Source organism: Micromonospora sp. NPDC023888 (assembly GCF_040639415.1).
In the GTDB taxonomy this organism is placed as follows: Bacteria; Actinomycetota; Actinomycetes; order Mycobacteriales; family Micromonosporaceae; genus Micromonospora.
The window spans coordinates 39,829-64,701 of record NZ_JBEZZW010000041.1 but is presented as its reverse complement, the minus strand read 5'-3'; the positions used below and the strand labels follow the sequence as shown (position 1 = coordinate 64,701).

Annotated in this window: 22 protein-coding genes and 2 tRNA genes; 12 read left to right on the top strand and 12 right to left on the bottom strand. The window is 69.5% G+C overall.

Annotation, left to right across the window (positions count from 1 at the left end; translation table 11 throughout):
* Positions 1-254: 254 nt before the first annotated feature.
* A complete protein-coding gene (locus tag AB0F61_RS28470; protein ID WP_357815703.1) occupies positions 255-1,490 on the bottom strand; it encodes a DUF418 domain-containing protein in 1,236 nt (411 codons plus the stop codon).
* A 75-nt stretch (positions 1,491-1,565) separates the two neighbouring features.
* On the opposite strand from AB0F61_RS28470, the gene AB0F61_RS28465 reads away from it, so the two are divergent.
* From AB0F61_RS28465 to AB0F61_RS28440, 6 genes are all read left to right on the top strand, one after another.
* Entirely contained in the window at positions 1,566-2,324 is a 759-nt protein-coding gene (locus AB0F61_RS28465) for a TetR/AcrR family transcriptional regulator (RefSeq protein ID WP_357815700.1), read from the top strand.
* Positions 2,325-2,446: 122 nt separating this feature from the next.
* Positions 2,447-2,791, top strand: a complete 345-nt coding sequence (locus tag AB0F61_RS28460; protein WP_357815697.1) for a helix-turn-helix domain-containing protein — start codon at positions 2,447-2,449, stop codon at positions 2,789-2,791.
* Between the two features lie 72 nt (positions 2,792-2,863).
* Entirely contained in the window at positions 2,864-3,427 is a 564-nt protein-coding gene (locus tag AB0F61_RS28455; RefSeq protein ID WP_357815694.1) for a carboxymuconolactone decarboxylase family protein, read from the top strand.
* 23 nt (positions 3,428-3,450) lie between these two features.
* A complete protein-coding gene (locus AB0F61_RS28450; protein ID WP_357815691.1) occupies positions 3,451-4,284 on the top strand; it encodes a PhzF family phenazine biosynthesis isomerase in 834 nt (277 codons plus the stop codon).
* A 94-nt stretch (positions 4,285-4,378) separates the two neighbouring features.
* Positions 4,379-4,834: a hypothetical protein gene (locus AB0F61_RS28445; protein ID WP_357815688.1), complete on the top strand. Its 456-nt coding sequence runs from the start codon at positions 4,379-4,381 to the stop codon at positions 4,832-4,834.
* Positions 4,835-4,894: 60 nt separating this feature from the next.
* Positions 4,895-5,287, top strand: a complete 393-nt coding sequence (locus AB0F61_RS28440) for a DUF6331 family protein (protein ID WP_357815685.1) — start codon at positions 4,895-4,897, stop codon at positions 5,285-5,287.
* Between the two features lie 86 nt (positions 5,288-5,373).
* On the opposite strand, the gene AB0F61_RS28435 is transcribed toward AB0F61_RS28440, so the two are convergent.
* On the bottom strand, positions 5,374-6,225 hold the full coding sequence (locus tag AB0F61_RS28435) for a hypothetical protein (RefSeq protein ID WP_357815682.1): 852 nt from the start codon (positions 6,223-6,225) through the stop codon (positions 5,374-5,376).
* Positions 6,226-6,265: 40 nt separating this feature from the next.
* A complete protein-coding gene (locus AB0F61_RS28430) occupies positions 6,266-7,696 on the bottom strand; it encodes an MFS transporter (RefSeq protein ID WP_357815680.1) in 1,431 nt (476 codons plus the stop codon).
* A gap of 120 nt (positions 7,697-7,816) precedes the next feature.
* Between AB0F61_RS28430 and AB0F61_RS28425 the strand changes: the two genes are divergently transcribed.
* Positions 7,817-8,305, top strand: coding sequence for a MarR family transcriptional regulator (locus AB0F61_RS28425; RefSeq protein ID WP_357815678.1), 489 nt, complete (start codon positions 7,817-7,819; stop codon positions 8,303-8,305).
* Between the two features lie 83 nt (positions 8,306-8,388).
* On the opposite strand, the gene AB0F61_RS28420 is transcribed toward AB0F61_RS28425, so the two are convergent.
* A complete protein-coding gene (locus AB0F61_RS28420; protein ID WP_357815675.1) occupies positions 8,389-8,793 on the bottom strand; it encodes a nuclear transport factor 2 family protein in 405 nt (134 codons plus the stop codon).
* Positions 8,794-8,856: 63 nt separating this feature from the next.
* On the opposite strand from AB0F61_RS28420, the gene AB0F61_RS28415 reads away from it, so the two are divergent.
* Positions 8,857-9,423 (top strand): TetR/AcrR family transcriptional regulator, encoded by a 567-nt coding sequence (locus AB0F61_RS28415; protein WP_357815672.1) that lies wholly within the window; start codon positions 8,857-8,859, stop codon positions 9,421-9,423.
* Between the two features lie 360 nt (positions 9,424-9,783).
* A complete protein-coding gene (locus AB0F61_RS28410; RefSeq protein WP_357815669.1) occupies positions 9,784-10,623 on the top strand; it encodes an alpha/beta hydrolase in 840 nt (279 codons plus the stop codon).
* A 225-nt stretch (positions 10,624-10,848) separates the two neighbouring features.
* On the opposite strand, the gene AB0F61_RS28405 is transcribed toward AB0F61_RS28410, so the two are convergent.
* The 3 genes from AB0F61_RS28405 to AB0F61_RS28395 all read right to left on the bottom strand — a co-directional run bounded on the left by AB0F61_RS28405 (position 10,849) and on the right by AB0F61_RS28395 (position 14,386).
* A tRNA-Ile gene (locus tag AB0F61_RS28405) sits at positions 10,849-10,925 on the bottom strand.
* Between the two features lie 121 nt (positions 10,926-11,046).
* On the bottom strand, positions 11,047-12,285 hold the full coding sequence (locus AB0F61_RS28400; protein WP_357815666.1) for an NAD(P)/FAD-dependent oxidoreductase: 1,239 nt from the start codon (positions 12,283-12,285) through the stop codon (positions 11,047-11,049).
* Positions 12,275-14,386, bottom strand: a complete 2,112-nt coding sequence (locus AB0F61_RS28395; RefSeq protein ID WP_357815663.1) for an MMPL family transporter — start codon at positions 14,384-14,386, stop codon at positions 12,275-12,277. The genes AB0F61_RS28400 and AB0F61_RS28395 overlap by 11 nt, the downstream gene beginning before the upstream one ends.
* A gap of 250 nt (positions 14,387-14,636) precedes the next feature.
* Here AB0F61_RS28395 and AB0F61_RS28390 point away from each other — a divergent pair, with 250 nt between their 5' ends.
* Together AB0F61_RS28390 and AB0F61_RS28385 are read left to right on the top strand one after the other, a co-directional pair.
* Positions 14,637-16,205 (top strand): MFS transporter, encoded by a 1,569-nt coding sequence (locus AB0F61_RS28390; RefSeq protein WP_357815661.1) that lies wholly within the window; start codon positions 14,637-14,639, stop codon positions 16,203-16,205.
* Positions 16,193-16,765: a TetR family transcriptional regulator gene (locus AB0F61_RS28385; RefSeq protein WP_357815658.1), complete on the top strand. Its 573-nt coding sequence runs from the start codon at positions 16,193-16,195 to the stop codon at positions 16,763-16,765. The genes AB0F61_RS28390 and AB0F61_RS28385 overlap by 13 nt, the downstream gene beginning before the upstream one ends.
* Positions 16,766-16,822: 57 nt before the next feature.
* Here AB0F61_RS28385 and AB0F61_RS28380 read toward each other — a convergent pair.
* Positions 16,823-16,895 (bottom strand) — tRNA-Asn (locus AB0F61_RS28380).
* A gap of 262 nt (positions 16,896-17,157) precedes the next feature.
* Here AB0F61_RS28380 and AB0F61_RS28375 point away from each other — a divergent pair.
* The gene (locus tag AB0F61_RS28375; protein ID WP_357815656.1) at positions 17,158-17,565 is read left to right on the top strand and encodes a hypothetical protein; all 408 of its coding nucleotides are present in this window, start codon (positions 17,158-17,160) and stop codon (positions 17,563-17,565) included.
* Between the two features lie 64 nt (positions 17,566-17,629).
* Here AB0F61_RS28375 and AB0F61_RS28370 read toward each other — a convergent pair whose 3' ends face one another.
* The 4 genes from AB0F61_RS28370 to AB0F61_RS28355 form a co-directional block, all read right to left on the bottom strand.
* Positions 17,630-18,637 carry a sugar phosphate isomerase/epimerase family protein gene (locus tag AB0F61_RS28370; RefSeq protein WP_357815653.1) on the bottom strand — a complete coding sequence of 336 codons (1,008 nt, stop codon included), beginning with the start codon at positions 18,635-18,637 and terminating at the stop codon, positions 17,630-17,632.
* A gap of 212 nt (positions 18,638-18,849) precedes the next feature.
* Positions 18,850-19,353 (bottom strand): ATP-binding protein, encoded by a 504-nt coding sequence (locus AB0F61_RS28365; RefSeq protein WP_357815651.1) that lies wholly within the window; start codon positions 19,351-19,353, stop codon positions 18,850-18,852.
* A 290-nt stretch (positions 19,354-19,643) separates the two neighbouring features.
* Entirely contained in the window at positions 19,644-21,749 is a 2,106-nt protein-coding gene (locus AB0F61_RS28360; protein ID WP_357815647.1) for a ThuA domain-containing protein, read from the bottom strand.
* A gap of 75 nt (positions 21,750-21,824) precedes the next feature.
* Positions 21,825-24,677: a PQQ-dependent sugar dehydrogenase gene (locus AB0F61_RS28355; protein WP_357815645.1), complete on the bottom strand. Its 2,853-nt coding sequence runs from the start codon at positions 24,675-24,677 to the stop codon at positions 21,825-21,827.
* Positions 24,678-24,873: the final 196 nt, after the last annotated feature.

The following is a 24,873-nucleotide window of genomic DNA, read 5'->3' as shown; positions in this document are numbered from 1 at the left end:
GCGGTGACGGCGGTCAGGCCGGCACGGGCGTGGGCACCTGGTGGTACGCGCTCACCGGTGCCGGCGTACTCCTGCTGCTGGTCGTACCGGTGTTGTATCCGGACGGAACCGCAACGCCGCCGGTCGTCGTTCGGGCCCGCCGCAGGCCGGCCAGTCCTTATGAAACAGACCCTAGTGCTGAACGCCGATACCAGGGGGGCGCGAGCGGCGGCCGAATGCCACAGCGGTGTGGTTCGTCCGACGGCGGGAAGAGGTCACCTGCGCGGCCCGTAGGTCAGGCGGCGCAGGACGACCTCGGCGGGACCGGGCCGCTTGCGGATGTCGAGCTGACGGGCCATCAGCACGGTGGCGAGCCAGACGGCCACCGCGATGATCAGGCCGGTCACCGTGGGGCTGCCGAAACGGTCGCCGAGGGCGAGCGTGAAGGGTGCCAGGAGGACGAGCCAGGCCACGGACTGGAACAGATATCCCGACAGGGAGCGCTGGCCCAGGGCGGAGAGTGCGCCGACGACACGACCGGACCGGGTGGCCCGCATGGCGATCAGGCCGAAGACAGCCACGTAACCGGGGCCGGCGAACATGCCGCTGGCGCCGTGGAGCAGCAACGCCAGACCGGCGGCCGACTCGTCGACGTGCAGCCATCCGGCGCTGATCAGGGCGGCCGGGAGTCCTCCGGCGATGGCGACGCCGAGGCCGAGGACCGCGGTCCAGGTGAGCAGGGTCCGGTGGCGGGCCGGCTCTTCGAGGATGCGGCGGCGAGCGGCCCACATTCCCAGCCAGGCGATCATGATGAAGGGCAGGACGGTGAGCGTGTGCATCGGCCATTCGCTGAGGCGGTCAAGCATCGCCGTGGCGTACCCGGGCGCGGCGAGGGAGTCGACGTGGGTCGACGGCAGTGGCGTCGAGCCGCTCGAACCTCCGAGGATGGCGCTGACCACGATGGCGCCGATGACCAGCACCTCCACCGTCGCCAGCGCCCAGAGCACGAGCGCGATCCGGTGGAACCTGTCGCTGCGGCGCAGGAGCAGCAGGGTCATCGCGATCCCGACGATCCCGTACGCGCCGAGGAAGTCGCCGTAGTACAGCAGGGCGGCGTGCGCGAAACCGAACACGACGAGCCAGAGGTTGCGTCGTAACAGCACGGAGCGGACCTGCTTCGGTGTGGCACCGGAGGCGTCCTGGCGGCGGGCGAGCTGGACGAGTCCGTAGCCGAACATCACGGCGAAGACTGGATATCCGCGGGCATGGACAAGGTCGAAGAGCAGGAGGTTGAGGCCACGGTCGACGCCGTGGGGCGTGGCGTCGAGGCCGGGCTCGCCGGCGAAGACGACTCCGGCGACGTTGGCCAGCGCGATGATCAGCAGCATCGCTCCCCGAGCCAGGTCCGGCGCGAGGGCGCGTTCGGTGCGCAGCACCGGCCCTCTCGATGTCCGTACTGCGGTGTCCATGCTCATGTTCGTCTCTCCCCACTGCCCCGACTTTAGTTTCATCGACAAAGTATCACAGCTAAACTAATAGCGTCTGGCATGATGGTGCGGTAACTGTCCGGGCGAACGTGGGAGCCCATGACCAGCGAGGACTTCGTCCCGGCGCCGCTGCGCCGGCTGTGGGGGGTGCCAGAGTCGTCGCGTCTCGGGCGGCCCGCGACCCTCGACGTCAACGTGGTCGTCGCCGCGGCGGTGAAGATCGCCGACCGCGACGGACTGGGCGGCGTCACGCTCCCCAAGGTCGCCGAGAGCCTCGGTGTCACGAGCATGTCGCTCTACCGGCACGTCGGATCCAAGGACGAACTGCTCACCCTCATGTCCAACGCCGCACTGGGGCAGCCACCGACGATTGAGCCCGGCGACTGGCGCAGCGGCCTGCACCAGTGGGCGTTCGCACAGCGCGCGGTGTACCAGCGTCGGCCCTGGCTGACCCGCGTGCCGACCTCCGGGCCGCCGGCCGGGCCGAACCAGATCGCCTGGATGGAGGCCGCGCTCGCGGTCATGTCCGGCACCCACCTGGACTGGGCACACAAGATCGGCGCCCTGTCCCTGATCAGCGGCTACGTGGTCCAGTCGGTACGCCAGTACGGCGAACTCACCGAGGGTAGGGCCGAAGGCCAGGGGCAGGCTGACGCCGAACGCGAATACGGCCGGGCGCTGGCGCGGCTCGTCGATCCCGCCCGTTTCCCCGAGATGGCCCGCCTGTTCGCCTCGCCCCTGTTCGAGGCGCCACCGTCCGACACTCCCGACGCGACGATCGCCGACGCGGACTTCTCCCTCGGACTGGAGTTGATCCTCGACGGCATCGCCGTCCGGATCGAGCGCTCCGCCTCCTGAACCCAACCGAACGGGTCCGTCCCCATCACCGGCGGCGGGCCGCCGGACGGTCGCGCCCGACACTGTCCCGGCTCGGGGTTACCGTGTCGGAAATCGAAGCATCGAGAGGGGCGGCACAGGCGATGACGACGCCCAGGCCGGGACGGCAGGTACGAGGGTCGAGCACCGGACGTCCACTGATGGCCGCCCTCGACCTGTTCGGACGCCGCTGGAACCTCCGAATCGTCTGGGAGTTGCGGCATGGGCCGGTCGGCTTCCGCGCGCTCCAGCAGCGCTGCGACAACATGTCCTCAAGCGTCCTGCGGCAACGGCTCACCGAACTGCTCGACGCCCACCTCGTCGCACAGCAACCGGACGCGACCTACTCCCTCACCGAGCTCGGCCACAGCGCCCACCGGGCCCTGCGCCCACTCGCCCGCTGGTCTGACCAGTGGGCTTCCGCCATGACCGAGGACGGCACGGCTTAGCGCAGCGTACCCCTGGCGCTTCTAAAATCGAATCGTTATGGTGCTGTGGAACCCGCAGCACGGGAGGCGACCATGGCCCGCATAGCTCCGCTCGAAGCGCCGTTCACGGCGGAGGTGGCGGCCCAACTCGCCACGATGACACCGACCGGTATGCCACCGATCGGCTTGTTCCGGACGTTCGCCAAGAACCTGCCGATGACCGTCGCGATGAGCCACTGGGGCAGATACGAACTCGGCCGGCACCTGTCCCTGACGATCCGCGAACGGGAGATCGTCATCCTTCGCACCTGCGCGCGCTGCCGCTGCGAGTACGAATGGGGCGTCCATGTGCTGCTCTTCGCCCACCGCGCCGGGCTCACCCGGCCCGAGATCGCCTCGATCACCCACGGAGCGCCGGACGACTCGTGCTGGACCACCGGCCGCGAACGAGCGCTGATCCGAGTGGTGGACGCCCTGCACGACTCGTCGGACATCGACGATGGGCTGTGGCAATCCGCCCGCGCGGCTCTGGACGAGCCGCGGTTGCTCGACCTGCTCCTGCTCTGCGGGTGGTACCACGCGATCAGCTTCGCGGCCCGGGCCACCCGGGTCGAGCTGGAGCCGGGCGCCCCCCGCTTCACCGACGCCACGACCTGATGCCCAGCCCTCGGCTGATTGTGGTGAACGCCTGCGCTCGCGATAGGCGAGGTGGCAGCCCCACCACTGTCGTGTTCGACGATGCCACCCGCACCGACGACGAACGGCGCGCTATCGCGTCCACTGTCGACACCTCCCACACCGCATTCGTCGACACCAGCGATGGTGTCCTGCCCGTCGTACGGTTCTTCACGAGCGAGGGAGAGCTCCAGAACTGCGGCCACGGCACCATCGCCGCGCAGGCCGTCCTGCTGCCCCCCGACGCCACCCAGCACCACGGCCACCAACGCACCGGCGGCCGAACCGTCGCCGTGACCGTGACCCGCCGGCGCAACGGGATCGAGGTCTGGTTCGAGCAAGGCGTCATCGCCCTGCGGGACCGCGCCGAGCCGGCCAGCGCCGCCATCATCTCGGCCCTGGGTCTGACGCGTGGCGACATCGCCGCCGACGACCTGCGGGTCGCCTCGCCCGGTACGCCCCGACTTCTCGTCCCGGTCCGAGAACCCCGGACGCTGTCAGCGCTGCGGCCCGACTTCGCCCGGCTGGCGGCCGAGTGTCGCCGGCTCGGCTATCTCGGCTGCTTCGCCTACGCGCTGTCACCCACCGCCGGACCGGCCACCGCCCGCATGTTCGCCCCCGCGATCGGTGTCGACGAAGACATCGTCAACGCCAACAGCGTCGGCTGCCTCGCCGCCCACCTCCTCGACACATCCCGCAACAGTGACATCGAAGTTCACCAGGGCGACGCGCTCGGCCGCCCGTCATCCGTCTTCGCCACGGCGACACAGACCCGAGACGGCATCGTGTCCAGAATTGGCGGACTGGTTCACCACCTGACCATCTCGCGAACGGCCTGAACCACCGGAGATCACACATGTCACTCCCTCCCCGTAGCCTGCCCGGCGAGCCGACTGACAGCCGCAGCGGCAGAGCCGTACGACGGAGGGTGTGATGTCCGCAATCGCGTCACTGACCGTGGTCCCCAGGGACAGCGTCGCCGAACTGGCCCGCCTGGCCGCCGCATCGTCGTCGTCGCTCCACTCGTACCTGGCGGAGCACGGGGGCAAGGCGCGGCAGGAGTACGACTGGTCCGGTTACTGCCTGCTGTACGTCCTGACCTATCTGGAGGAGCGCGGCGTCGACCTGCAGCAGTCGGAGTTCGACGCCGAGTCGGAGGCCATCAACAGCGTGCACGGCCTGACCGTCCTCATCACCCCAGCCCACCGGCGGTTCCTGGATCAGCTCGACCCCGGTGGGCACCGCGCGGAGGAGTTGACGGCCCACTTCGACGAGATGGGGATGGACTTCGAGGAGAGCGGCACGGCTGGTCTGGACGGGCTGACGCTGTTGCGCGACAGCATCTCCGAACTCCGCGACGACCAGGTCCTGCTGCTGCACCTCGGCTGAGGCCGACTCGACCGGGCGGTGTCACAACCCTGGATTGGGCCGGCGATCGGGGCAGCGGACATGCGCGACGATGAGCTGTGGTTGGCTACCCGGCACCGTCTCGCCGGGTTCACGCAAAGGAGCGGCATGACGGAACTTTCGGTCGAAATACCGTCGCCCCTGCGCGAGTGCATCGTCTTCTGCGAGGTCGAGTGCGTCCGTGGGTGCTGTGGGATCGACGCCGTCTCCACCGATCCCGCCCTCATCGAGGCGTGGTGCCGTCGGGTCGGGTCGGCTGCGGTGGTCGACGCGCGGCTTCAACTTGCCGAGCTGATCGAGGTGGTCGAGGACGACTCCCATCGAGTCACGTCCACATTCTTGAACCACCGCACGCACGACGACGCCGCACGGCGTCAGTTGCTGGATTTCCTGGCCGCCGTCGAAGCGGGCCTGGCGGCCGACGATGCTTCGTGAGCAGTTGCGGACATCGGGGTCCTTGTTGGCCGGGGTGGCCTGAACCGTTGCGGCCGGCGGCTCACCTTCGTCCGGCCCCTGCCCGCTCATGACCGCTGCGTGCCACTGTCCCTGAACCGTGGGCGGCCCAGACGAAACCGGGCTGCGAGGTCATCGACAAGATCATGCGCGTCACGCGAGCCGTCGATCGCCACCACAGGCAGGTGCAGCTCGACGGCCTGCCGGCGGACTTCGGCGTCCCACAGCTCGTCGCGACCCAGTCGCAGAGCGAGCGCCTCGTCGTGGTCGCTGTCTCCCCAGTTCGCTCCGGCTCGCCTGACGTCGGCGAATCGCGCCCGCAACGCCCGATCCCGGAACTGCGGCGTCGGCAGGAGGAAGGCCGCCTGCTCCGGCCATGTCAGCAGCGGAGCGACCTCGCGAGGCAGAGTTCGAAAATCGTCGACCACGACCGGACGCTCAGGGCGCATCGCGAGCAGGTCATCGACAACGAACCCGAACGTCTCCCCGTGCAGGCTCGGCATCGACTCGAAGATCTCCTGAGCGCTGCGGCTGTTCCACGTCTGCGCCGGCGAAGCTTGCAACAGAGCCCAGAGGTACGGCTGCTCGTGCGCAGTGCACCGGCTGACGTAGCTACGCTCCGCGCGGTCGCCGTCGTAGATCACCACGTCGTAGCGCTCGGCCAGGGCTCGGGCGAGCGTGCTCTTGCCTGACCCGGTGCCCCCGGCGAGCCATCGCACATGCGAAAGGCGGCGAGCAGGATGCACACCTCGATTGTCAGCGGCCATGCCACGAAAGCCTGCCGATATCGCGGGCGAAGAAACAGTCTTGTTCTTCTCTGGGCGGCCGGTGAGGATCAGGGAAAGGGAGCTTGGCACGCAGGTGCGCATGCGGCCGATCTGCGGGCCACGGTTCGGGGCAGCGCCCACACCGGCCGTCACCGCCCTACTTCGCCGCGATGACGGCATCGTGCTCGTGCGCCTACGCCTCCGCGTCCTGCGGTGCGCGGGCGGACGCCGGCAGGAACGGAGTCAGCAGGACGGCAAGGGCGATGACTGCCGCGTTGTACCACAGCGCCGTTGCCGCGGCGTCCGGGAAGTTCCGGGATTCGAGCAGCGAGAAGAAGATGGCACCGACGATGGCGACACCGACGGCCGCGCCCAGTTGCAGCACCGCGTTTGTCACGCCGGAGCCAGCGCCGGCGTTGCGTGGCGGAACATCGGCGAGCACGACTGTCGTCACGATGGAGACGCACAGGCCCATGCCCAGGCCCATCACCAGGATCGGCGCGGCGAGCTGCCAGAAGGTGACGGCCATGCCGCCGCGGCTGAACGTGAGGATGAGCAGGACCATGCCGACGGCCATGACGGTCAGCCCGATCTGGATGAGCCTGCGGCCCTGGGTGGTGGCGAACCGCTGGGCCACGCCGGTGGTGAGGAAGATCCCGACCGGGAAGCCGATACCGGTCAGGGCGGTGCGGATCGGGGTCCAGCCGTAGCCGGTCAGCAGCGTGTAGTTGAGCACCAGGAACAGCGACGCCAGCGTGGAGAAGACGATGAGCAGCACGATCAGGCCGACCACGAACGAGCGCTGCCGCACCAGGTCCGGCGGGACCAGAGCCGAGCCGTCGCGGCTGTCTCGCCGCCGTTGCACCACGGCGAACGCCCAGAGCAGCGGCACCGCAGCGACCAGCAGCACGATCGTGCCGATTGGCCAGCCCGCCTCCCGGCCCTGGATCACCGGGAACATCAGGGCGAACGAGGCGAGGCTGATCAGCACGATGCCGGCCACGTCGACGCGCAGCGGCGTCTCCGAGCGCGACTCCGGCAGCCAGCGCAGCGCGCCGAGCAGCGCGAGGACGCCGATCGGCACGTTGACGTAGAAGATCGCCCGCCAGCCCAGGTCGAAGACGCTGTACTCGGTGAACAGCGCCCCGAGCAGCGGACCACTGACGTTGGCGAGGCTGAGCGTGACGCCGTACAGGGCGAAGGCCTTGGCCCGTTCGGCGTTCTGAAACAGGATGACCACCACGGACATCACCTGCGGGACCATCAGGCCGGCGGCGACGCCCTGGATCAGGCGTGCGACGACCAGGACCGGGGCGGTGGTGGCGGCGCCGCAGACGATCGAGGCGACGGTGAACGCCGCGACGCCGATCAGGAAGACCCGGCGTCGGCCGTAGATGTCGCCGAGGCGGCCGCCCGGGATCAGGACCAGGGCGAAGGTGACCGAGTAGCCGACCAGGATCCACTGCGCGGCGGCGTAGCCGGCGCCCAGGTCGGCTTGGATCCGCGGCAGGGCGATGCTGACGATCGTGCCGTCGACCAGGTCCATGAAGGCGGCGGTGAGCACGACAGCGAAGGCCAGCCACGGACGGGTGTCACTCCGCCGGGGCGCGACGTCGGTAACCATGTCAGTCCTCCGACTTTTGCTACGGTCGGAGCAGAATGCACGAGATAGAGCTTCTCGCGTGGCGATCTGCTCGGTTTTAGATTCTCTCTGATTCCGAGACTTTATGGGGAGGGATGCCGAGTGTCAACGACGTCGTCACGGGTTTCGCTGGTCGCCGACCTGTACCGCCTGGAGCGCGCGTCGGCCCAAGCCGCAGTGCTGTTCCACGGCGCCCTCGCCGCGCGGGCCGGCATCACCGTGACCGACATCAGCTGCCTCGGCGTGCTCGACAAGGACGGGCCCATGCCCGCGGGCCGCCTCGCCCGCCAGATCGGCCTCACCCGCGGCGGTGCCATCACCGCCGCACTGGACCGGCTGGAGCAGGCCGGTTTCCTGCGGCGGCAGCGCGACCCCGGCGATCGGCGGAAGGTGACGATCGAACTCGTGCGCGGCGAGGCGTACGAACGTCTGCAACAGACCCTCGACGAGTTCAGCCGCGACTACCTCGCCCTCATCGAGGAGTTCTCCGACGAGCAGCTCCGCCTGCTCACCGAGTTCTCCCGCCGCTCCACAGCGATCCTCGACCGGCACACCGCCACGTTGCAGGGCGTCGAGCAGCTACCGGCATGACGACGAGCCCGCCAGGTGGCGGGCCCGTCGGTGATCCCTTTCCGGCACCAGTGGTGGGGACAGGACACTGGATCGTGTTGGCGTCAGTCTTGACGCAGGGGCGTGCGTCGGGCGCGCACGATTCGGTGCGTGATACGCCATCCTGCAGCCGTTCGTTCGACGGTGTCCTCGTACGTAACACTGCCGGTCGATCCATCGGCCATGACCCCGAATCCCTTGGACAGGGCATTGACCGTGCCGTCCGCGGTCTCGCGCAGCACGATGTTGGTCACGTGGTGGGCGACCGGGTTGGCGTCGGGCAGCGCCAGGGCGGCTTCACGGGCTGCCGCGAGACCGACAAACGTGCCGCCGCCGAGAGCCGACACGTCGTAGACGACGTCTTCGGTGAACAGCGTCGCCAGGCCGTCGAAGTCGCCGCGATCTGTCAGGTGCCCGTGCGAGTTGATGAGATCGGTAATGGTGATCCGGTCATCCATGGTCATGGGCATCGTGATCCCCTCCGCATCCTAAATGGGGAACTCCCCGTTTAGCTGCCGGTACCGTATACGGGGATGTCCCCGAATAGCAAGCGTGGCCCGCGCTCCGACGCGTCCCGTAACCGTGCGCGGCTCGTCGCCGCAGCCAGTGAAGCCCTGGGCGAGGCGGGCAACGACGTCGCATTCGACGTCATCGCCCGACGCGCCGGGGTCGGCAACGCCACCCTGTACCGCCACTTCCCGACACGCGCCGACCTGCTCGTCGCCGTCTACGCCGACGAGGTCGCCGCACTGTGCCAACGCGGCGAGCAGTTGTTGGGGGCCGCGGACCCGATGGGCGCGCTGTTCACCTGGCTCGACGAGTTCGTGGTGCACGTGGCCACCAAGCGTCCCCTCGCCCTGGCCGCGACGGAGGGCACCGACGAACGCCGCACCACGCTGTTCCGTGACTGGCACGCGTCGATCACCTCGATCGCCGATCGCCTTGTCCGACGCGCGCAGCCAGCACTCCGTTCCGACCTCACCGCCACCGACGTGCTGACCCTGGCCAGCGGAGCGGCCCTGACCGCCGACCCTGCGCAGGCCCGCCGCCTGGTCGCGCTCCTGCGTACCGGCATTGCCGCTCCAACCGGCACCGACTGAGGCATCCTCGCCACCGGTCCAGCGGCGCGCGCTCATCGGCATGGCAGCGCGTTCATGGCCGGCTGGTTGCCACTGTGGCGGAAGCCGGTCACCCTGTCGCCCTCTTGGGGACTGGATGCGGACAGCTCGCTGCCACGAAGTGGGTCGGCCGCTCACCCTGCCTTGCAAAGATCAAGACTGCTGTCGGTCGGTGTCCACTACTGCGACTGACCTGCTCGTCGCGTCGGTCAGGGCCGCCGACCAACGGTGCTTACCTGCTGGCTTGGCTGTACGGATCGCTGTATGACGGGTGCCGATGATCCGCGCGATGCTCGAGGTGGTGGCATGGTGCTTCCGAGGATCCGGGTGCAGGATGCAGCGGTGACGTCGATCTACCGGACTCCTGCGGGCAGGGACAGCATCCGCCAGTGGTGCGAGGAGCAGCTGAGTGCCTGGCCGGTCCAACACGATCGACACGTGATTCGTGCCCAAGGCGAAGACACGCACGTCGTCACCGCTGGCGCAGGCCCCGTCACGGTCGTATTCGTCGCTGGGGACCGCTTCAGCACGGCCGCCTACCTGCCGTTGCTCACAGCCTTGGCTCAGCGGTACCGGGTGGTCGCTGCCGACGTTCCGGGCCAACCTGGATTGAGTTCCGGTGAAGCGGGTGCCGCCGGTGGCCGGCTCACCTGGTACGGCTCATGGCTGGGAGAGGTCATCGAGGAGAGCACCGCCGGGCCTGTCGTGCTGTTCGGGCATTCGTTCGGCGGCGCTGTCGCGCTCGCGGCTGATCATTCGCGGATTCACGGCAAGGTCGCCGTGGCTCCGGGAGGGCTGTGCCGACTCAGGGTCACTCCCCGTGTCTTGTTGGCGTTCCTGAGCTGGCTGGGGCGGCCACGGGCGGCTTCGAGCCTTCGTCTGCTGCGAATCCTGTCTGCTCCCGGCCGAGCACCCCGCGCCGACCTGGTGGAGTGGATGACGTTGGTCGCCCGACACGCCCGTCCGGTGAGTTCCGATGACCTCGTACCGCCGGTAGCGCGCACGATGCCGGTCGTGATCGCAAGCGGAGACCACGACGTATTCTTGCCGCCGAACCGACTGCGTTCAGGGGCACAACAGCGGCTTCATGTTGACCCTGACATCATTTCCGCCGCCGGCCACTTGGTCACCGATGAGCATCCCGATCAGCTCGCCACGATGGTCGGCCGGCTGGTCAACTAACGCTCAAGCACCTCCCGGCTCAGGGCGCGTGGCGGGCGACGCTGCCACTGCGGATCTCCTCGTCGGGCAGTCGTAGACCGTCCAGCCTCCCGGTGAGCACCCGCTATCAGTGGCGGTACCGACGTCTGGGTCCGCGTTCCCGGAAGGTCGAACTGAGGGTGTCGGCCCGGACCTCGCTGCGGTTCGCCTGGGTCGTCGACAGCATGACTGACCAGGGAGAGCGGCTGGTGGGGCGGGCGGGACTCGAACCCGCGACCGAGGGATTATGAGTCCCCTGCTCTAACCGGCTGAGCTACCGCCCCGAAACACCGCGCCGGATCTTATCCCGCTCGGCGATCAGCAGCCAGCACCGCGCCGGCCGGTCCCACGCCCGCACCAGCACGATGGGCTACAGGAATATAACAGCGTGCTCGGGTACGCCGGTCAGCCGGCGCGCAGCTCGTCCAGTACTGCCCCGGCAGCCCGCCACCCGCTGGCGAGAGCGCCCTGGATCGATGGGCTGTCGCGGTGGTCACCGGCCACGAACAGGCCCTCCCCCAACGACACGGGCTTGCGTAGCCGCCCCTGCGGTGGCGGTGCGGCGGGCAGCGCCTGCGGCACGGCCACGGTGGTGAGGTGGGTCCAGTCGGCTGTGGATCGGCCGTACAGCCGGGTCAACTCGGCCCGGATGGTCGGCTCGGGTGGTGCGGTCGGGCCGACCACCGAGGTGGCCACGAGGTGCCGCCCGGCGGGCGCGTACGTGGAGGCGGCGTTGCTGAGCACCACGGTGTTCGCCACGATCTCCCGGCGGTCGCCGTCGACGAGCAGGATCGCCTCGGTGAGCGGCGGTTCCGGTGCGCTGTGGTAGTAGGTGGTGTAGCTGTGCATGCGTACCGTCGCCAGGGCCGGCAGCAGCGCGGGCGCGGCGGGCGGGTCGACGGCGACCACGACGGCCCGGCAGCGGATGTCGCCGGCCTGGGTGCGGACCCGGCCGGGCGCGACCTCCGCGACGGGGATGTCCAGGTCGAGCAGGTCGGCGGGGAGCGGGTCGGCGACGGCCCGGGGCAGCGCGGCCATGCCCTCGGCGGGCAGCCCGATCCGGCCGCGGGCGAAGGAGCGCACGACCATCGCGAGGACGTGGCTGGAGGTGGCCAGCTCCCGGTCGATGAACACACCGGACAGGAATGGCCGCAGCAGCTCCTCGATGATCGCGTCGGAGAGCCCCGCCCGGCGGAGCGCCGTCTCGGCGCTGGTCTCCGGCGCGGTGAGCAGCCGGGACACCGGCAGGGTGGCGCAGCCGGCGGCGAGCGCGGCGAAGCGCAGCCGGTCGAGCAGGGTGCCGACTCCGGCGAGCGCGGTGCCGGGCGCGCCGGTCGGCTCGCGCAACGGGTTGACAAGCCGCAGCAGGTCGTCGCCCTTGCGCACGAGCACGCCGGAGGTGAAGTAGCCGAGGTGCAGCCGGTCGGTGTCGAGCAGTGTGCCGAGCTGCGGGTAGGCGGTGTTGAGCACCTGGAAGCCACGGTCGATGAGGTAGCCGTCGACGACGTCGGTGGCGACCCGGCCGCCGAGGCGGCCGCTGGCCTCCAGCAGCCGCCAAGGCACGCCGGCGCGGTGCAGCCGGCGGGCGGCGGCGAGGCCGGCCAGGCCACCGCCGACGATGACCACGTCCGTCTCAGCCAGCATCGCGCGCCTCCCGCTCACCGTTCGCCCGGGACAGTCGGCCCGGCCACCAGATTTTCGGCCCGATGTCGTACGCGAGCGCGGGCACCAGCAGCGACCGGACGATGATCGTGTCGATCAGTACCCCGATCGCGACCGCCGTACCCAACTCGACGAGCACCACCAGGGGCAGCACGGCGAGGGCGGAGAAGGTCGCGGCGAGCACGATGCCGGCGGAGGTGATCACCCCGCCGGTGACGGCGAGGCCGACGAGCACCCCGGCGCGGGTGCCGCGTTTGACCGACTCCTCGCGGACCCGGCTCATCAGGAAGATGTTGTAGTCGATGCCGAGGGCGACCAGGAAGACGAACGCGAACAGCGGGAACGACGAGTCCACCCCGGGAAAGTCGAACACGTGCCGGAACAGCAGCGCGCAGAGTCCGAGGGTGGCCGCGAAGCTGAGCAGCACGGTGCCGATCAGCAGCACCGGGGCGAGCAGCGCTCTCAGCAGCAGGGCCAGGATGACCGCGATGACCACCAGCACCACCGGGATGATGACGTTCTGGTCGCGCTTCGCGGCGTCGGAGGTGTCCACGTTGGTCGCCGTGAAGCCGCCGACCACCGCGTCCGCGCCGGGCACCTGGTGTACGGCCACCCGCAGCTCCCGGATGGTCCGCTCGGCGCCGTCGCTGTCGGGCGGGTCGGCCAGGGTCGCCTCCAGTTGCACCCGCCCGTCGACGACCTTGGGGGTGGCGTTCGGATCGGGTGGGCCGGTCTGCGGGCCGGCGGTGAGGGGTCGGACGTCGGCGACGCCGGGTACGCCCTGCGCCACCTGGGCGACCTGCCGGGCGGTCTGCTCGGTGGTGAAGATGGTGGCCGGGCTGCCCGTGCCGGCCGGGAAGTGCCGGGAGATCACCTCCTGGCCGTCCACCGAGTCGGTGCGCTTGGTGAACAGGTCGGACTGCCCGAGCGTGGTGGCGCCGAGCTGGGTGAGACCCAGCGTGAGGACGGCGAGCACGACCGCGGTGCTCAGCCAGATCGGTCGGGCGTGCCGGGCCACGAAACCGGCGATGCGGCTCCAGATGCCGTGCTCGGCGCGTGGGTCGGCCTGGTCGGCCCGGGGCCGTCGGGGCCAGAACGCCCACCGGCCGCCCAGCATCAGCAGCGCGGGCAGGAAGGTGAGCATCACCAGCAGGGTGGCGGCGATGCCGATGGCGGCGACCGGGCCGAGGGCCCGGTTGGAGTTGAGGCTCGACAGCAGCAGGCAGAGCAGGCTGACGATGACCGTGCCGCCGGAGGCGATGATGGCGGGAGCGGCACCCTTCCAGGCGGTCCGCATGGCGTCCCACGGTCGGTCGTGGCGGTGCAGCTCCTCCCGGTAGCGGGCGATCATCAGCAGCGCGTAGTCGGTGCCGGCACCGAAGACGAGCACGGTGAGGATGCCCTGGGCCTGCCCGTTGAGCTTCACCACGTCGGCGTCGGCGAGCAGGTAGACGAAGACCGAGGCGAGGGCGTACGACATGCCGGCGGCGAGCAGCGGGAAGATCCAGAGCACCGGGCTGCGGTAGACCACCAACAGGATGATCAGCACCACCACCAGGGTGACGAGCAGCAGTGGCCCGTCGATGGCGGAGAAGACCTTGATCAGGTCGGCGAGCAGGCCGGCGGGTCCGGAGACGTCCACGGTGAGCCCGTCCCGGTCGCCGCCGGTGATGTCGCGGAGCTGGTCGACGACGGAGCCGATCTCCTCTCCCTCGGCGTCGTCCACCGGTACGACGACCTGGAGGGCCTGGCCGTCCTGGCTCGGAATGGGTGGGGGCAGCGGGGTGAGCACGCCGGGTACCTGGGCGAACCGGGCGGCGTCGGCGTTGACCCGCTGCCGGTCCGCGTCGGTGATTCCGGCCGGCCGTTCGTAGACCACCAGGGCCGGGATGGTCTGCCGGTCGACGAAGTCGCCGGTGAGGTCTTGGGCGCGGGTCGCCTCGGCGTCAGTGGGCAGGAAGGCGGCGTTGTCGTTGGTGGCGACCTCACTGAGCCGCCCGGCGTACGGCCCGGCCACGCCGCCGACCACCAGCCAGGCCAGCACGACCGCCACCGCGATCAGCGTGGCCCTGCGTCCGGACATCCGCTCTCACCCCAACAATCGACGCATCAATCGACGCAGCGGGAGTCCAGGTCGACATCGACCATCCTGCCGGGCGAGCCGGTCGAGGGAGAGCGAAACCGGGGTCACACACCCGAAACGCCCCACGCGCTCCCCGCACTCTCCGGTGTCACGCACCCGCACGACGGCGATCCGCGCAGATCGCTTGACGCCAACACTCTAATGGTGGGATGTTTCTTTAGACAGGAACTCCTAAATGAGAGTTACTACCATGCAGCCTGACCCTCGCTTCCGATGGTGGGCACTCGCGGCTCTCGCGCTGAGCGGCCTGGTGATCGGCCTCGATCTGACGATCCTCAACGTGGCCCTGCCGACCCTGGCGTCCGACCTGGGCGCCACCACCAGCGACCTGCAGTGGTTCGCCAATGCCTACAACCTCGTACTCGCGGCTCTGATGCTGCCCGCCGGCCTGCTCGGCGACCGCTTCGGCCGCAAGAAGCTGCTGCTGGCCGGCCTGGCCGTCTTCGGCCTGGGCTCGCTGGCTTGCGTGTATGCCACGTCTCCGGAGACGCTGATCGGCGCCCGGGCCCTGCTCGGCCTCGGTGCCGCCTTCGTGCTGCCGCTCGCCGTGTCGGCGCTGCCGCTGCTGTTCGACAGTGTGGAACGCGCCAAGGCGGTCAGCATCTGGGTCACGGCGAACGCCGCGAGCTTCCCGCTCGGCCCCATCATCGGCGGCTTCCTGCTGGACAACTTCTGGTGGGGCTCGGTCTTCCTGATCAACGTGCCGGTCGTGGTGCTCGGCCTGCTGGCGGTCTCCATGCTCGTGCCGGAATCGCGCAGTGCCCAGAAGCCGAGCCTGGACCTGCCGGGGATCCTCACCTCGGGTGTGGGCCTGGCCGGCCTCACGTTCGGGCTCACCGAGGCCGGCAGCCGCGGCTGGAGCGATGGCCTGGTGCTCGCGACGCTGGTCGGCGGCATCGTGCTCCTGATCGTGTTCGTGGTGTGGGAAAAGCGACGCCCCGGCACCGCGCTCGTCGACCTCACCCTGTTCCGCTCCCGCCCGTTCACCTGGGGCAGCGCGATGGCGACCCTCGTCTCGTTCGCCACGTTCGGCCTGCTCTTCTCGATCCCCCAGTTCTTCCAGGCCGTCAGCGGTGCCGATGCGCTCGGCACCGGGCTGCGGCTCCTGCCGGTCATCGGAGGGCTGCTCGTCGGCGCGCAGATCGCCGAGAAGCTCGTCGTGAAGATCGGTGCGGGTCTCGTGGTCTCCATCGGCTTCGCCTTTGTCGTGGTCGGACTGCTGACCGGCGTCCCAACGACGGTCTCCTCCGACTATTGGTTCGTCGCGTTCTGGATCGCCGTCAGCGGCATCGGGATCGGATTCGTGCTCCCCACCTCGATGGACACCGCACTGGGCACCCTCACCGAGGAACGCAGCGGGATCGGCTCGGCGGTCATCCAGGCAATGCGTCAGGTCGGCGGCACCGTCGGCGTCGCCGTGCTGGGCACCGTGCTGAGCATCGTCTATCGGGACAGGCTCGATCTGGACGGAGTGCCCAGCGACATCGCCACCCGCGCCGAGGACAGCGCCGCGGCCGGTGTCATCGTCGCGCACCGGCTCGCTTCGGACGAGCTGCTGATGTCCGTGCGGACCGCGTTCGTGCACGCGATGGACGTGATGCTCGTCGTGTGTGCCGGATTCGGCATTCTTGGCGTTATCCTCGCGGTCGTCTTCCTCCCCCGTCCCCGGCAGGCGCCGGAACCGGAGCCGGGCAGCATCGGTGAGGGAGGGGTGAAGGCAGCGGCACAACCGAAGGACGGTTCAGCGTGGCGGGTCTGAGGGAACGGAAGCGGGCACGGACGCATGCCCAGATCCAGCAGGAGGCGATACGCCTCTTCCGTCAGCAGGGTTACGCCAACACACGGGTCGACCAGATCTGCGAAGCCGCCGAGGTCTCCCCGAGCACCTTCTTCCGGTATTTCCCGACCAAGGAGGATGTTCTGCTCGACGACCGCCTCGACGAGCAGGTCGTTGAGGCGTTCCGCGCCCAGCCACCCGAGCTCACCCCGATCCAGGCGGTGCGCGAGGCCTTCCGCACGGTCTTCACCGCACTCCCCCGGGAGGTGAAGACCTGGGAGACCGAGCGCCAGGCGGTGATCCGCTCAGTGCCGGAGCTCCAGGCGCGGATGCTGCAGACGTTCACCGACAGCATCCGGATGCTCGCCGCCGCGGTCGCCGAGCGGGTCGGCCGTAGCCCGGACGAGTTGGAGGTGCGCACGTTCGCCGGCGCGCTCATCGGAGTGTCACTGTCGGCCATGATGTACGCCGACGAGAATGTCGACTACGTCACCCTGATGGATGCCGGCCTGGGGCAGTTGGAGCGCGGTCTGACGCTCTGACGCCCCACCGGCGCCCGCGAGGTAGGAGGCAGGTACGTCATGCCCGACTGGGTAAAGCTCCCCCGATTGGACTCGAACCAATAACCTGCCGGTTAACAGCCGGCTGCTCTGCCAATTGAGCTACAGGGGATCATGCTTCGCGCGACTATCGGATCTCCCCGACGCCGTGCGACGGGACAAGACTACAGGACATCACCCGGTGGCGGTCCAGTGGGTTCCCTCCCCTCCGTCGCATTGACAATTAGGGTAAATCGCCATCCCGGCACAAGCATGCTTGAGCGGGGAGCAGGATGGGTAGTTAGCTGCGGACAGAGGACGCAGGCGCGAACAGGTCGCCTTCCGACGGGGCAACTCGCCGGGGTGACGGCGCGTCAGGTACGGAAGGAGCCGCCATGCGCGGAAAGATCATGTTTCTTGGCGGGCTGGCTGCGGGATTCGTCCTGGGCGCCCGTGCCGGCCGGGAAAAGTACGAGGAGCTCGTGGTCCGGGGCCGCAAGGTGCTCGACCACCCGACCGTCCAGGAGGCGGCCGGGGTCGCGCAGGCCCAGGCCAACAAGCTCTACAGCGAGGGCAAGGACAAGCTCGGCCAGACCAAGCTGGGCGAGAAGCTGGGCAGCACCAACGGCAGCACCGGCAAGCAGGAGCTGACCGCCGCCGACGACGCGTTCGCCGGCACGCCCGCCACCGTGGGCGCCAAGGCGGGCACCAGCACGGTCGGCACGACCTCCGGGTCGCCGTCGTCCACCAACAACCCCCGCACCAAGCCGTCCGGCTCGGGCACGAACGCCAGCACGCTCTGACCAATCGCACGTCGACGGGCCGGTCGCCGCAGGGCGACCGGCCCGTGGTCTGTCCGAGGTGCGGTCAGTCCTTGCTGCTGAACGCCGCGTCGAAGGCCGCGCTGGGTGCGTCGAAGGCCAACCGGCGGACGAACTGCAACGCCTCCGGTGCGCCAACCAGCCGATCCATCCCGGCGTCCTCCCACTCGACCGAGATCGGGCCGGTGTAGCCGATCGCGTTAAGCGCGCGGAAGCAGTCCTCCCAGGGCACGTCGCCGTGCCCGGTGGAGACGAAGTCCCATCCGCGGCGCAGGTCGGCCCAGGGCAGGTGCGAGGCGAGCCGGCCACGCCGGCCGTCGCCGGTGCGCACCTTGGCGTCCTTGCAGTCCACGTGGTAGATCCGGTCGGCGAAGTCGAAGATGAAGTTCACCGGGTCCAGCTCCTGCCAGACGAAGTGCGACGGGTCCCAGTTCAGCCCGAACGCGGGCCGGTTGCCGATCGCCTCAAGCGTCCGCTTCGTCGTCCAGTAGTCGTACGCGATCTCGCTGGGGTGCACCTCGTGAGCGAACCGGACCCCCACCTCGTCGAACACGTCGAGGATCGGGTTCCACCGGTCGGCGAAGTCCTGGTAGCCGCGCTCGATCATCGACGGCGGCACCGGCGGGAACATCGCCAGGGTGTGCCAGATCGACGAGCCGGTGAAGCCGACGACCGTCTTCACGCCGAGCTTCGCCGCTGCCCGCGCGGTGTCCTTGATCTCCTCGGCGGCCCGCTGGCGGACCCCCTCGGGCTCCCCGTCGCCCCAGATCCGGGCGGGCAGGATGTCCTGGTGCCGCTCGTCGATCGGGTGGTCGCAGACCGCCTGACCGACCAGGTGGTTGGAGATCGTGAAGACCTCAAGGTTGTGCTTCGCGAGGGTCTCCCGCTTGCGCTCGACGTACGAGTCGTCGGCGAGCGCCTTGTCGACCTCGAAGTGGTCGCCCCAGCAGGCGATCTCCAGACCGTCGTAGCCCCACTCGGAGGCGAGCCGGCAGACCTCCTCGAAAGGTAGGTCGGCCCACTGGCCGGTGAAGAGCGTGATGGGTCGCGCCATTGTTCTTCTCCCCTGTTGTCATGGGGGATTCCAGGTGCGGACCGGGGCGAGGGTGACCGGACGTACGCGGCACCGAGCGGTCACCGGTGGGTGCGGAACACACCTGGGCCCGGCGGGTTGCGCCTCCCACCGGGTCACCGGCCACCAGCACGGTCGCCGCCCCCCAGCCTATTTCCGCAGTGCCCCATCGGGGAAGCCCTGCGCGCGGCCGATCATCCGACGATTTCCTCAGGCGCGGGCAGGACAGCCCGTACGGTGAAGCCGCCACCCGCTCGCGGGCCGGCGGAGAACGTGCCGCCGAGCCGCTCGGCGCGCCTGCGTACCCCGGGCAGACCCCGCCCGGCGCCGTGGGTGTCACCGCCGGACGGCAGCGGGCCACCGCCCTCGTCGCGGACCTCGATGGTGATGCCCGTGGCGTCGTAGCGCAGGCGGACCGCGACCGCCGCTCCCGGGGCGTGCCGGCACGCGTTCGTCAACGATTCCTCGATGATCCGGTACGCCACCGCGTCGACAGGTCCCGGCAGCGGCCGGGGTTGACCGGCCAGGCTCCACCGCACCGGTTGACCGGCGGCGAAGCCCTCCACCAGGGCGTCGAGCCGGTTCAGACTGCCCGTCGGCTCGAACGGGTCGTCCGGCTCCTCGGGACGCTGGAGCGCGCCCCGCAGCCGGTGCCCCTGCTCCAGCACCATCCCGCGCCACTGCGCGAACCGCCCCATGCTGGTCAAGGTACGGCAGTCGGCTGTGAGCCGGTCCGCGGCGTCCGTGCGTCGGCGGGTCCGCGGGTCCGCGGGTCGGGCGCGTCCCCGGGTCGACGGACTAATCACTGCGAGCGTGATGCCTCCCAGTCATCTTGATGACTCAGAGGCATCACGCTCGTGCGGGACTTCGCTTCCCGACCCGCGCCGTTGCGCCGACCGCCGGGGCACGCCGACCAGCCTTCGGCGGCACTCGGGCCGGTGCCGGGAGGGGCCGACGCCGTGTGCGCGACCCCTCCCGGCTCACTCGATCAGGGCAGGGTCCACTTCTGGTTGGCCGCGCCGAGGCAGGTCCAGAGGTGCACGACGGTGCTGTCCGCCGAGTTGTTGCCGGAGACGTCGAGACACTTGCCCGACGACGTGTTGCGCAGGCTGCCGTCGGACTGGGCCGCCCAGTTCTGCGCGCCCGTGCCGTTGCAGGTCCAGAGCTGGATCTTGGTGCCGTCGGCGGTGCCGCTGCCGGAGACGTCCAGGCACTTGCCCAGCGCCTTGATCGTCGAGCCGGACACGGTCCAACTCTGTGCCGTACCGCCGTTGCAGGTGTAGATCTGGATCTGGGTGCCGTCGGCGGTGCCGCCGCCGCGCACGTCCAGGCACTTGCCCGCCAGACCCTTGATCGGGCCGACCCCGGGAGTGCCGCCGCCGCCCTTGACCAGTGTGAAGTCGTCCAGGTCGAAGAGCCCGGTGCCGCTACCGGTGAAGGTGAGATAGAGGTTCTGGGTGCCGGACGGGACGCCGGACAGGGTGGTGCTGACGTTGGCGTAGGTGTCCCAACTGCCGGTGTTCGGCACCGCTACCGAGCCGAGCACCGGGCCGGTCGCCGAGCCGGTACGCACCTGGATGGTGCCGCCCGCGCCACCGGAGACGACCCGGGACGTGAACGAGGTGACACCGGTCAGGTCGACACCGTTGTACGCGGCCCAGTCGCCCGGGTCGATGTAGCCGACGGTCTGCCCACCGTTGGCGCCCGCCTTGGTGAACGCGGACACCCCGTTGGCCGAGCTGAACGTCTCGGCCTGGATCGTGCCGGTGGGCGGCGGGGTGGTGCCCAGTTCCTTGATCCGGATGTTGCGGAAGAAGGCGTCGTCACCGGTGCCGTGGTTCTGGATGCCGATGTGGCCGGCCAGCGAGCGGACCGGGTTGGTGTTGGTGAAGTCGTTGATCTTCACTCCGTTGAGGAAGATCTGCAACCGCTCCCCCTCGACCAGCAACTCGTAGGTGTTCCACTCCCCCGGCGCGTTCAACGCCGCGTCCCGGGCCGCGATGTCGGCGGCCTTGTACGTGTAGACCGAGCCGGTGGTGCGGTCGACCGCGTCCGTGGCGTCGATCTGGATCTCGTAGCCGTTGTCCACCGCCGACCACGGATCACTCGACGGCGGGAAGCCGATGAAGATGCCGGAGTTGTCGTCCCCGGCCAGCTTCCAGTCCAGCTTCAGCGAGTAGTTGGTGAACTGCTTGGCGTTGTACCAGAACAGCCCCATGCCGCCCACCGACGTCAGGGTGGCGTCGGAGTTGGTGAAGCTACCCGGGCCGGCCTGCGACCACCCGGTCGTCGAGCCGTTGTAGATCGGCGTGTAGCCGGTCTCCGGCCGGCAGTCGGCCTTGCTCCGACCGGCGGCGTACCGGATGCCACCGAGCAGGTGGGACCGGAACGCCGGCTCCGCGTACGACGCCTGGGTGTGCCCGGCGCCGGTGTAGAAGGACCGACCACCGCTGTAGCTCTTGCACCAGCTCAGCGGGTGGTCGGCGCCCATGCCGCCACCGGAGTACGACGACTCGTCGAGCGTGGCCAGCACGTGGGCGGTCGACCGGGCGTTGGTCCGGTAGTTGTACCACTCGTCGGTGCGGGTCCAGGTCTGCGGCAGGTGGCCGGTCGCGGCGTGCCCCCGGTCCTCCACCTTGATGTTGGCCTGCTGGATCGCCGGGTGCGAGGCGAACCACGCGCCCACCAGGTTGCCGTAGAACGGCCAGTCGTACTCGGTGTCCGAGGCCGCGTGCACACCCACGTACCCGCGGCCCGAGCCGATGTACGACTCGAAGGCGGTCTGCTGGCTGGCGTTGAGCACGTCGCCTGTGGTGTTGAGGAAGACGACCGCCTCGTACTGGGCGAGGTTGGCGGTGGTGAACGCGGCGGCGTCCTCCGTGGCGGTGACCGTGAAGTTGTTCGCCGCGCCCAGATCACGGATGGTCTGGATGCCGACCGGGATCGCGTCGTGCCGGAAACCGGCGGTCTTGGAGAAGACAAGCACGTCGTACGGGGCGTCGGCGGCGCTGGCCGGGCTGGCCGGGGTGGTGCAGGCGATGACGGCGAGGGCGGCCAGGCCCGCACCGAGGACGGGTCGCAGGAGTCTGCGCATATCGCTCTCCTAACTGTGGTTAGGAAGGGCCCCTTGCCCAACCGTAGGCGGTGACAAGGGGCCCCACCACTCAGCTCAGGGCAGGATCCACTTTTGGTTGGCGGCGGCGGTGCAGGTCCACAGGTTGACCACGGTGCTGTCGGCGGAGCTGCTGCCGGAGACGTCGAGGCACTTGCTGGACCCGGCGTTGCGGAGCGTGCCGTCGGCCTGCGCGGCCCAGTTCTGCGCCGCGGTCCCGTTGCAGGTGTAGAGCTGGATCTTGGTGCCGTCGGCGGTGCCGGCACCGGCGACGTCCAGGCACTTACCCAACGACTTGATCGTGGAGTTGGGGGTGACCGCCCAGGTCTGCGCCGCACTGGCGTTGCAGGTGTAGATCTGGATCTGCGTGCCGTCGGCGGTGGCGGCGTTGCGGACGTCCAGGCACTTGCCACCCAGCCCCTTGATCGGGCCACTTCCGCTGGTGGCGGTGCCGGTGACGAACGTGAACGCGTCCAGGTCGTAGAGCGCCCCGGTGCCCGACCCGGCGAAGGTCAGGTACAGCGTGGTCGTCCCGGTCGGCGGGCTGGTGATCGTGCCGGTCACCGTGGCGAAGGTCTCCCAGCCGCCGGTCACCGGGACCGTGGCCGAGCCGAGCACCGTGCCGGTGGCCGAGCCGGCCCGGACCTGGAGGGTGCCACCGGCACCCGCCGAGGAGACCCGGGCGTTGAACGAGGTGACGTTGCCCAGCCGGTACGGCTGGAACGCGATCCAGTCGCCGTTGTTGATGTCGCCGACGGTCTTGCCGCCCTCGGCGGTGGCCTTGCTGAACACGTTGATCCCGGACGAGGTGCCGAAGAACTCGGCCTGCCGGTGCCGCGGCGGCAGCGTGTGCTGGGTGTGGGTGGTCAGGCCACCGGCGTCGGTGTACTCGGCGTCGAAGATCGCGAAGATGTTCGCCGCGTCGTCGTGCTCACCGTCGACAGGGATGGTGATGGAGCCGGAGCAGCCGGTCTTCGAGGTGATCTGGTGCCCGTGCTGGTCGTGCCCGAGCACGTAGGTCATCTTGACCTTCGTGCAGTCGATCGTGCCGTCCTCCGGGTCGGTCACCGTGATGCTGTACGGCACGGTGTCGCCGAAGCTGAACAGTTGGCCGTTGCCGGGGTTGTTGATGGTGACGGTCGGCGCGGTGTTGCCGACACTGATCCGCACACTGCTGCTACCGGTGGCGCCCTGCGGGTCCCGCACCGTCAACGTGGCGGTGTAGGTGCCGTTCGTGGAGTACGTCTTCGTCGGGTTGGCGGCCGTCGAGGTGGTCCCGTCACCGAAGGCCCACGAGTACGTCAGCGCGCCGCCCTCCGGGTCGGACGATCCCGCCGAGGAGAAGGTCACCGCGAGCGGCGCCGCACCGGAGGTCTTGTTGGCGCTGGCCACTGCCGTCGGTGCCCGGTTGCCGCCGCCGACGTAGTCGAAGCGGTAGAGCGCCGAGTTGGCGTCGCCGTTGAAGTAGCCGGTGCCGTAGTCGAGCACGTAGTACGCGCCGTCCGGGCCGAACGCCGAGTCCATCACCTGCTTGCCGACCCAGGGGAAGGTGTCGATGGTGCCCCGGGAGCCGTCGGAGTTGACGTGGATCGGCTTGATCCAGCCCCGGCCGAACTCGGTGGCGAAGAACTGGCCGTCGAACGACTGCGGGAACTTCGTGGTGGAGGTCGACGAGGCGTTGTACCGGTAGACCGGGCCGCCCATCGGCGACTCGGAGCCGCCGCCGAACTCGGTCGGGGTGCCGGCGTCGCCGGCGTACCGGATCCAGGCCGGCTGGGCCGGGGGCAGGGTGGTCAGGCCGGTGTTGCGGAACGAGTTGTTGGTCGGCCCGCCGGTGCAGTTGTACTTCGCCCCGCCGGTGTTGGCGGCGAAGTCCCACTCGTTGTACGTCTCGGTGCTGGTGTTGGTGCCGGTGCAGTACGGCCAGCCGAAGTTGCCCGGTGCGGCGACCCGGTTGAACTCCACCTGCCCGGACGGCCCGCGGGTGGAGCTGGTGGTGCCGGCGTCCGGCCCGTAGTCACCGACGTAGACGACCCCGGTGGCCTTGTCCACGCTGATCCGGAACGGGTTGCGGAACCCCATCGCGTAGATCTCCGGCCGGGTCCTGGCCGTGCCGGGCGCGAACAGGTTGCCCGAGGGGATGGAGTACGTGCCGTTGGCGTTCACCTTGATCCGCAGGATCTTGCCGCGCAGGTCGTTGGTGTTGCCGGCGCTGCGCTGTGCGTCGTACGCCGGGTTGCGGTTGCTCCGCTCGTCGAGCGGCGAGTAGCCGGCGGACTCGAACGGGTTGGTGTCGTCGCCGGTGGACAGGTAGAGGTTGCCGGCGGCGTCGAAGTCGATGTCCCCGCCGACGTGGCAGCACAGGCCGCGGTCGGCCGGCACGTCGAGCACGTCGACCTTGCTCGACTGGTTGACCGTGAAGTCGGCGTTGAGGGTGAACCGGGAGAGGCGGTTCACTCCCTGCCAGGCCGAGAAATCGGTGCCGGTGGCGGGCGCGTCGCCGGCGGGGGTGGAGAGCGGCGGCGCGTAGTAGAGGAAGATCTGCCGGTTGCTGGCGAAGTTGGGGTCGACCCCGACGCCCTGCAACCCCTCCTCGTCGTGGTTGTAGACCGGCAGGGTGCCGATCACGGAGGTGGTGCCGCTCGCGTCGGTGCGGCGCAGGGTGCCGTTGCGGGCGGTGTGCAGGACGGAGCGGTCCGGCAGCACGGCCAGCGACATCGGCTCGCCCATGTCGGTGACGCCGCGCGCGAGTTCGACCTGCTGGAAGTCGGTGGCGACGATCGTGTGCGCCTGTGCGGGGGCGGAGCCGGCGGCGAGTGCGACAGTGCCGGCGGCGACCGCCAGCAGCAGTGCCGACCCGACCGAGGACCATCGTCGGGATCTCTGTTGTGGAGCGTCCTTCATGGACATGTGTGCTGCCCCTTCCTGACGAGTGACTGCCAGGCGGGCGCGCGCCGTCGCGCCGGATGCCGTAGCGGTGATGGTGGGGGTCGATGGGTTACCGCGCCGCCGGTTCACCTCGACGAAACATTGTCGTGTTGGTCACGACACTAAGTTGCGAGTGTCGATGTGTCCATACCTTCCGGTGATTCCGCACCAACTTTCG

What these genes read in the sequence shown, in the direction of transcription:
- AB0F61_RS28470 (WP_357815703.1), bottom strand. Translation starts at nt 1,490, where the DNA reads ATGAAACTAAAGTCGGGGCAGTGGGGAGAGACGAACATGAGCATGGAC.
- AB0F61_RS28400 (WP_357815666.1), bottom strand. Translation starts at nt 12,285, where the DNA reads ATGCTGGCTGAGACGGACGTGGTCATCGTCGGCGGTGGCCTGGCCGGC.
- AB0F61_RS28390 (WP_357815661.1), top strand. Translation starts at nt 14,637, where the DNA reads ATGCAGCCTGACCCTCGCTTCCGATGGTGGGCACTCGCGGCTCTCGCG.
- AB0F61_RS28420 (WP_357815675.1), bottom strand. Translation starts at nt 8,793, where the DNA reads ATGCCCATGACCATGGATGACCGGATCACCATTACCGATCTCATCAAC.
- AB0F61_RS28395 (WP_357815663.1), bottom strand. Translation starts at nt 14,386, where the DNA reads ATGTCCGGACGCAGGGCCACGCTGATCGCGGTGGCGGTCGTGCTGGCC.
- AB0F61_RS28365 (WP_357815651.1), bottom strand. Translation starts at nt 19,353, where the DNA reads ATGGGGCGGTTCGCGCAGTGGCGCGGGATGGTGCTGGAGCAGGGGCAC.
- AB0F61_RS28355 (WP_357815645.1), bottom strand. Translation starts at nt 24,677, where the DNA reads ATGTCCATGAAGGACGCTCCACAACAGAGATCCCGACGATGGTCCTCG.
- AB0F61_RS28415 (WP_357815672.1), top strand. Translation starts at nt 8,857, where the DNA reads ATGTCCCCGAATAGCAAGCGTGGCCCGCGCTCCGACGCGTCCCGTAAC.
- AB0F61_RS28430 (WP_357815680.1), bottom strand. Translation starts at nt 7,696, where the DNA reads ATGGTTACCGACGTCGCGCCCCGGCGGAGTGACACCCGTCCGTGGCTG.
- AB0F61_RS28465 (WP_357815700.1), top strand. Translation starts at nt 1,566, where the DNA reads ATGACCAGCGAGGACTTCGTCCCGGCGCCGCTGCGCCGGCTGTGGGGG.
- AB0F61_RS28375 (WP_357815656.1), top strand. Translation starts at nt 17,158, where the DNA reads ATGCGCGGAAAGATCATGTTTCTTGGCGGGCTGGCTGCGGGATTCGTC.
- AB0F61_RS28455 (WP_357815694.1), top strand. Translation starts at nt 2,864, where the DNA reads ATGGCCCGCATAGCTCCGCTCGAAGCGCCGTTCACGGCGGAGGTGGCG.
- AB0F61_RS28370 (WP_357815653.1), bottom strand. Translation starts at nt 18,637, where the DNA reads ATGGCGCGACCCATCACGCTCTTCACCGGCCAGTGGGCCGACCTACCT.
- AB0F61_RS28445 (WP_357815688.1), top strand. Translation starts at nt 4,379, where the DNA reads ATGTCCGCAATCGCGTCACTGACCGTGGTCCCCAGGGACAGCGTCGCC.
- AB0F61_RS28460 (WP_357815697.1), top strand. Translation starts at nt 2,447, where the DNA reads ATGACGACGCCCAGGCCGGGACGGCAGGTACGAGGGTCGAGCACCGGA.
- AB0F61_RS28360 (WP_357815647.1), bottom strand. Translation starts at nt 21,749, where the DNA reads ATGCGCAGACTCCTGCGACCCGTCCTCGGTGCGGGCCTGGCCGCCCTC.
- AB0F61_RS28440 (WP_357815685.1), top strand. Translation starts at nt 4,895, where the DNA reads ATGCGCGACGATGAGCTGTGGTTGGCTACCCGGCACCGTCTCGCCGGG.